This window comes from Methylobacterium sp. WL103, assembly GCF_008039885.1.
GTDB classification, from domain to species: domain Bacteria; phylum Pseudomonadota; class Alphaproteobacteria; order Rhizobiales; family Beijerinckiaceae; genus Methylobacterium; species Methylobacterium cerastii.
On sequence record NZ_VRUX01000219.1, the window covers coordinates 1 to 6,662 of the forward strand.

The 6,662-nt window shown below is 71.8% G+C and carries 7 protein-coding genes; 2 read left to right on the top strand and 5 right to left on the bottom strand.

From position 1 onward, the window contains the following. A partial coding sequence (locus FV222_RS14190) for a TPM domain-containing protein (protein ID WP_187277335.1) occupies positions 1-291 on the top strand: 291 nt, incomplete at its 5' end. A 402-nt stretch (positions 292-693) separates the two neighbouring features. Here FV222_RS14190 and moaA read toward each other — a convergent pair. After that, positions 694-1,713, bottom strand: a complete 1,020-nt coding sequence (gene moaA / locus FV222_RS14200; RefSeq protein ID WP_147814760.1) for a GTP 3',8-cyclase MoaA — start codon at positions 1,711-1,713, stop codon at positions 694-696. Positions 1,714-1,890: 177 nt separating this feature from the next. Here moaA and FV222_RS14205 point away from each other — a divergent pair, with 177 nt between their 5' ends. Continuing rightward, positions 1,891-2,337 carry a DUF971 domain-containing protein gene (locus tag FV222_RS14205; protein ID WP_147814762.1) on the top strand — a complete coding sequence of 149 codons (447 nt, stop codon included), beginning with the start codon at positions 1,891-1,893 and terminating at the stop codon, positions 2,335-2,337. 72 nt (positions 2,338-2,409) lie between these two features. On the opposite strand, the gene FV222_RS14210 is transcribed toward FV222_RS14205, so the two are convergent. The 4 genes from FV222_RS14210 to FV222_RS14225 all read right to left on the bottom strand — a co-directional run. Beyond that, positions 2,410-3,069: a L,D-transpeptidase gene (locus FV222_RS14210; protein WP_147814764.1), complete on the bottom strand. Its 660-nt coding sequence runs from the start codon at positions 3,067-3,069 to the stop codon at positions 2,410-2,412. 484 nt (positions 3,070-3,553) lie between these two features. Then, positions 3,554-4,948, bottom strand: coding sequence for a cytochrome P450 (locus tag FV222_RS14215; protein WP_147814766.1), 1,395 nt, complete (start codon positions 4,946-4,948; stop codon positions 3,554-3,556). Between the two features lie 137 nt (positions 4,949-5,085). Then, positions 5,086-5,940, bottom strand: coding sequence for a carboxylating nicotinate-nucleotide diphosphorylase (gene nadC, locus FV222_RS14220; RefSeq protein ID WP_147814768.1), 855 nt, complete (start codon positions 5,938-5,940; stop codon positions 5,086-5,088). Further along, positions 5,937-6,662: FAD-binding protein (locus FV222_RS14225; protein WP_147814770.1), on the bottom strand; the 726-nt coding region annotated here is incomplete at its 5' end. The genes FV222_RS14225 and nadC, both read right to left, overlap by 4 nt.

The window sequence follows — 6,662 nt, forward strand, 5'->3', positions numbered from 1 at the left end:
TTCCGGGCGCGGGGGCTGGGGCGCACCCGCGGGCGGACCGGCATCCTGCTCCACCTGTCGCTCGCCGAGCAGCATGCCGAGATCGTCGCCGACACGGGCATCCTGGAGCGGGTCGGCGACGCGCGATGGACCACGACGCTGGCCGACCTCACGGCCGCGCTCCGCGCGGGCGAGGCGGAAGCCGGGCTCCTGCGCGCGATCGAACGCATCGGCGCGGAGCTGGCGCGTCACGTCCCGGCCGGTCCCGACAACCCCGACGAACTGCCGAACCACGTCATCGTCGTCGAGTGAGGCCGAGAATCGGATCGGGCCTTCGTCCAACCAAGTGATTCCGAAAACCGAGGGCTACCGGCTTCGGGCATCCGTACTCCTGCCGGTCGTACACTTGGCTGCTCGCCGCACGCGCATCACCTCGCCCCGCGTGCGGGGAGAAGGCTTTGTCGACCTCTTCGTCGGCAAAGCGAGGCGGCAGCCGACGGTGAGGGGGCTGAGCCGGAGGAGCCTCGTCCGTTGGCGCCCCCTCACCGTCGCTTCGGCTCCGCCTTCGCTTCCCGCACGGACGACGAGGTCCGTGCGGGCCTCTCCCCGCCTGCGGGAAGAGGGGGACCCGCGCGTGATCCGAGACCGTAACGCAATGGGGCGATATCGGTGGACCCGAGGAAGAATCACCGGCGTAAAAGCGCCGGGCGGGTCTCAGCCGCCGGTCACGCTCATGTGGCGGGGCACCGCGGCGGGGCGCTGGCGCTCGATGACGAAATCGTGGCCCTTCGGCTTGCGCGAGATCGCCTCAACCACGGCCGCGGTGACGAGCGCGTCGTCCGGCGAGGCGCGCAGCGCCGAGCGGAGGTCGGCGGCGTCCTCCTGGCCGAGGCACATGTAGAGCTTGCCGGTACAGGTCAGGCGGACGCGGTTGCAGCTCTCGCAGAAATTGTGGGTCAGCGGCGTGATGAAGCCGAGGCGCCCGCCGGTCTCCTCGACGCGGACGTAGCGGGCCGGGCCGCCGGTGCGGTCTGGAAGCGGCGTCATCGTGTAACGATGCTCCAGGCGGGCGCGGGCGACCGAGAGCGGCAGGAACTGGTCGGTGCGGTCGCCGTCGACCTCACCCAGCGGCATCACCTCGATCAGCGTCATGTCCATGCCGAGGCCGTGGGCCCAGGCGATCATGTCGGCGATCTCGTCCTCGTTCACGCCCTTCAGCGCCACGGCGTTGATCTTGACCTTGATGCCGGCGGCGCGCGCGGCTGCGATGCCGTCGAGTACCACCGGCAGCTCGCCGCGGCGGGTGATCGCGCGGAACTTGTCGGGGTCGAGGGTGTCGAGCGAGACGTTGACGCGGCGGATGCCGAGCTCGGCGAGCTCGGCCGCGAAGCGCCCGAGCTGGGTGCCGTTGGTGGTGAGCGTCAGCTCGTCCAGCGCGCCGGTGCCGAGATGGCGCGACAGGCGGCGGAACAGGTGCATGATGTCGCGCCGCACCAGCGGCTCGCCGCCGGTGATGCGGAGCTTGCGCACGCCGCGGTCGATGAACACCCCGCAGAGCCGGTCCAGCTCCTCCAGCGTGAGCAGGTCGCGCTTGGGCAGGAAGTTCATCTCCTCGGACATGCAGTACACGCAGCGCAGGTCGCAGCGATCGGTCACGGAGATGCGCAGGTACGTGATCGCCCGCTGGAACGGGTCGATCAGCGGTGCCGGCTGAGGGTGGCTCTGATGACCCATGCGGGACTCTGAACGCGACGACGCGGTTTCCGCGCGGGGATCGGATGACGAACCTAGCATGGATGCGCATATGATGGGGCGCAGGCCCGCGGGCAAGCGCGTGCAGGGCCGCAGAGGCGCCGCCCGCCTCAGAAGTTGCAAGAGACGTCGCAAGAGACGTTACAAGGGAGTCCGACCGTGACCGAGGAACGCTGGCCGACCGAGATCCGGCTGTCGGGGGACAAGCGCGTGCTCAACGTCGCCTTCGACGACGGCGGGCGCTACGCGCTGCCGGCCGAATATCTCCGGGTGTCGAGCCCGTCGGCGGAGGTGCAGGGTCACTCGCCGGCCGAGCGCAAGGTGATCGGCGGCAAGCGCGCGGTGGCGATCCTGGAGATCCAGCCGGTCGGCAACTACGCGGTGAAGCTCGGCTTCGACGACATGCACGACACCGGCATCTTCGGCTGGAACTACCTGCACGAGCTCGGCCGCGAATACGATTCCCGCTGGGCGACCTACCTCGACGAACTCGCCGAGCGCGGGCTGGACCGCGAGACCGCGAAGGTCGCCCCGATCAAGGGCGGCACCGCGGCGAAGGGCGGATGCGGGAGCGGCGGCGGCGGCGGCGGGTGCGGCTGCCACTGAGGGCAGGCGGGGCAGCAAAAAAGGCCGGCGTCTCCGCCGGCCTTCTTGATTGGCGGTCCGGGATCGACGCGATCAGCGCTGGACGATGACCTTCGTGCCGACCTTGGCGCGGGTGTAGAGGTCGATCACGTCCTCGTTGGCCATGCGGATGCAGCCCGAGGAGACGGCGGTGCCGATGGTCTCCGGCTCGTTCGAGCCGTGGATGCGGTAGATCGAGCCGCCGAGATACATGGCGCGGGCGCCGAGCGGGTTCTCGATGCCGCCCTTCATGAAGCGCGGCAGGTCGGGGCGGCGGCGCAGCATGGTCGACGGCGGGCGCCAATCCGGCCATTCCTTCTTCATCGTGATGTTCTGGACGCCGCCCCAGGTGAAGCCGGGACGGCCGACGCCGACGCCGTAGCGCAGGGCCTCGCCGTTGCCGAGAATGTAGTACAGGCGGCGTTCGGCGGTGGAGACCACGATCGTGCCGGCCGAGTACGGGCCGCTATAGGCCACGGTCTCGCGCGGCACCGCAGACATCTGCGGGACGGTGGAGGCCATCGGGTCGGCGGCGTTCAGCGAGGCGTTGGCCGTCGGGACCGCGACGACCTGGACCGCCTGCGGGCGCACGCGCACGGACAGGGCGTTGTCCAGCGGCTGACGGGTCAGCGGGTCGATCTCGTAGGCGAGTGCGGGAGCCGCCCCGGCGGCAGCCGCGCAGACGAGCCCGATCAGGGCGAAGTTACGACGCATCAAGGCCTCTCAGAAGGCAGGCGAAAGCTGTGGAGAACGCGGTGGACGACGCTTCGGCACGTTGGCGTACCAAGTCTCGCCAAGGGGTAAACGAGCGCAGCTTAAAGCCAAGCCTGAAACCGCGCCGCACCATGGTTGGCGCCGCGCCGTGACACGGTGGCAACACTGTGGCAGCGTTGCCGTATCGTGGCGAAATCGCGATCCGGGGGCGTCGTTCGAACGGAGATCGATCCGCCATTGTTTGCCGGCGGCGATCGAATACCGCGATACCGCATCGAACCCGGAATTTTCGTCTCCCTACGTCCCGCCGGGGACGGAACATCGCGCGGGCTTTGTAGTCTATTCGCGCTCGAACCCCGATACGGATGCTGCGGCGGCGAGCTAGGAGAACTGCGCCCGTATCCTGAGACCACGGGCCACCTTCGGAAGCGCGTTCCTCATGATCGAGGACGCGCTTTTTCCTTGTCCGGTCCTGCGCTCGGGATCAGCGCGGCTCGACCAGGACGGGCAGGCCGCCCTTCGGCTGCAGGCTGATCGCACCGAACGGCACCACCGGCGCATCCGAGGCGAGGCGGAACCGGAAGCGGCGCCCGAGCACGGCGATCACCACCAGCATCTGCGTCATCGCGAACGACGCCCCGACGCAGACCCGCGGGCCGGTCGCGAAGGGCAGGTACGCAAGCCGCGGCCGGCCGACGCCGTTGGCCTCGGTGAAGCGTTCGGGATCGAATAGGTCGGGGTCGCGCCACAGCTTCCGGTGCCGGTGCACGATCCACGGCATGACCGCGATGATCGCACCGCGGCGGACCCGGTGGCCGGCCACCACGTCGCGCGCCGAGGCCTGCCGCAGGATGGCGGGGATCGGCGGATAGAGCCGCATCACCTCTTCGAGCACGCGGCGGGTGTAGGGGAGCCGGTCGAGGGCCTCGGGCGTCGCCACGCCGTCGGGCATGGCCGTATCTAGCTCGGCATGGAAGCGCGCCTCGACAGCGGGATGCAGGGCGAGCAGATACCAGATCCAGGTCAGCGCCCGGACGGAGGCCGCGCCGCCGGCGATCAGGCTCGCGGCCTCGTCTCGGACCTCCGAATCCGGGAGTTCCTGCCCGGTCTGCCGGTCGCGGCCGTGGGCGAGGCGCCAGAGCAGGTCGTGCGCCCCGGCATAGTCCAGCTGGCGCCTTGCGGCGATCATCGCGTGCAGCTCGGCGTCGAGGAGCGGCAGCGCCGGGTCGCGGCGGTGGTGGACGAGGCGGTCCGCGAGCCAGGTCGGCTTCGGGATCAGGTCGATCATCCGCGGCTTGTGCGGCACCTTCGAGAGCCAGCGCAGGATCGGCAGGCCCGCCGGGTCGCCGCCGGTCACCACCTGGTTCCACAGCAGGGTCGAGAGGCTTCCGACCGACCGCTCGATGTCCACCGGCGCAGTCGAGCCCGCCGACGCGACCTCGTCGGCGATGCGCCCGGCGAGGTCGAGCATCGCCGGCAGGTCGGGGCGGATCGAGCGCGGATCGATCGTCGGCGTCGCGACGCGGCGGTGCCGGCGCCAGACCTCGCCCTCGCTCGCCAGCGTCCCCGTCCGCAGGTCGGTCTCGAACAGGCGGCGGATCGAGGTCACGCGCGGGTAGTTGTCGAACCGGTCGATCAGCACGTGCCGGATCGCCTCAGGATCGCTGACGAACAGGACCTGCTGGCTCCAGTAGTTGCGCGGGACCACCAGGGTCTCGAACAGCTCGGCGTCGCAGGCCGCCAGCGAGTTGGTGGCGGCGGTCTTGAGGAAGGTCCAGGTCGGCAGCCGGCGGGCCGGGCGCGGCGGCATTCCGGGAATCGGCGGCTGTTCGGGCGCGGCCGCCCCCTCCGTCACGTCGTCCGCCACGCCGACCGCCATGAGACCCCGCCCGACATCCGCCCGGGCCGAAGGATGCCGGACCGCTTCGCCCCGCGCCCGAGGCGACCGAGCCATGCGGCGTCGGAAGCCTCGGCACAAGGCCGTCGCCACCGCGCCCCCCGCCGCCGCGGATGCGATCAGGCGGCGTCGAGGCCGAGATCGATGATCGCGGCGCTGTGCGTGATCCAGCCGCAGGAGATCAGGTCGACCCCGGAGGCCGCCACGGCGCCGACCGTGGACGCGTTGATCCGGCCGGAGGCCTCCGACAGCGCGCGCCCGTCGATCATCGCGACCGCGCGGGCGAGCTGCTCCGGGCTCATGTTGTCGAGGAGCACGGCGTCGGCGCCGACCGACAACGCCTCCTGCAGCTGGTCGAGGGTGTCGACCTCGACCTCGATCTTGACGAGGTGCCCGGCCCTGGCGCGCGCCCGCTCGATCGCCGGGACGATGCCGCCGGCCACCGCCACGTGGTTGTCCTTGATCAGCACCGCGTCGTCGAGGCCGAAGCGGTGGTTGGAGCCGCCGCCGGCGCGCACCGCGTGCTTCTCCAGGGCGCGCAGGCCGGGCGTGGTCTTGCGGGTGCAGACGATCGAGGCCTTGCCGTGCGGCCGCGCCGCCTCGACGAGGCCGGACGTGGCGGTGGCGACGCCCGACATCCGGCAGAGCAGGTTCAGCGCCACGCGCTCGGCGGTGAGGATCGCGCGCGCCGGCCCCGACAGACGGATCACCACGTCGCCGGGGGCGACGCGCGCCCCGTCGCCGCGCTCGATCACCGCCTGGACGGCCGGGTCGACCAGCGCGAAGGCGATCACCGCGGCGTCGACGCCGGAGATCACGCCGTCCTGGCGCGCGGCGATGACGCCGTCGAGGCGGGCATCCGCCGGCACGATCGCGTCGGTGGTGATGTCGCCGGCGCGGCCGAGGTCCTCCAGCAGGGCTGCGCGGACGATCGGCTCCACGAGGAGCCGCGGCAGGGGCAGGATATCGCTCATCGGGCCATCGCCTCGTCGCTGCGCTCGGGTTCGGGCATCACGGCGTGCAACGTCGTCTCGCTGTGCCGTGCCGGCGCGGCGTGGGGGAAGTCGCTGCGCCAGTGGGCGCCGCGGCTCTCGCGGCGGTCGAGGGCGGCCTGCGCGATCATCACGGCGGTGAGCGCGGCATCGCAGCCCGCCTCCGCCGGCGGCGTCAGGGCGTCGACGGCGGCCCGAAGCCCGGCCTCGTCGCGCACCACGCCGACATGGCGCTCCATGGTCTGCCGGATCGCCGGCAGGTCGCCCGCCGGGCGCTCGGTGCGGATCTCCGGCACGGCCGGCCCCGGCGGCATCGCGTCGAAGGCGTCGGCGATGAAGCCCGAATAGGCCAGCGCCTCGAGGAGCGAGTTGCTGGCGAGGCGGTTGGCGCCGTGCAGGCCGGTGGAGGCGACCTCCCCGTTCGCGTAGAGGCCCGGGACGCTCGACGCGCCCGCGCCGTCCACGCGGATGCCGCCCATGTGGTAGTGCGCGGCCGGCCGCACCGGGATCGCCTGCCGCGCCGGGTCGATGCCGGCTTGGGCGCACAGGCCGGCGACCGTCGGAAACCGCGTCGCCATCGCCGCGCCGAGCGCCCCGCGCGTATCGAGATAGACGGTTCGGCCCCGCGCCAGCGCCTGGAAGATGCCGCGGGCGACGACGTCGCGCGGGGCGAGGTCGCCGCCGGCGATGCCCGCCATCACGGC

What these genes read in the sequence shown, in the direction of transcription:
- moaA (WP_147814760.1), bottom strand. Translation starts at nt 1,713, where the DNA reads ATGGGTCATCAGAGCCACCCTCAGCCGGCACCGCTGATCGACCCGTTC.
- FV222_RS14210 (WP_147814764.1), bottom strand. Translation starts at nt 3,069, where the DNA reads ATGCGTCGTAACTTCGCCCTGATCGGGCTCGTCTGCGCGGCTGCCGCC.
- FV222_RS14215 (WP_147814766.1), bottom strand. Translation starts at nt 4,948, where the DNA reads ATGGCGGTCGGCGTGGCGGACGACGTGACGGAGGGGGCGGCCGCGCCC.
- nadC (WP_147814768.1), bottom strand. Translation starts at nt 5,940, where the DNA reads ATGAGCGATATCCTGCCCCTGCCGCGGCTCCTCGTGGAGCCGATCGTC.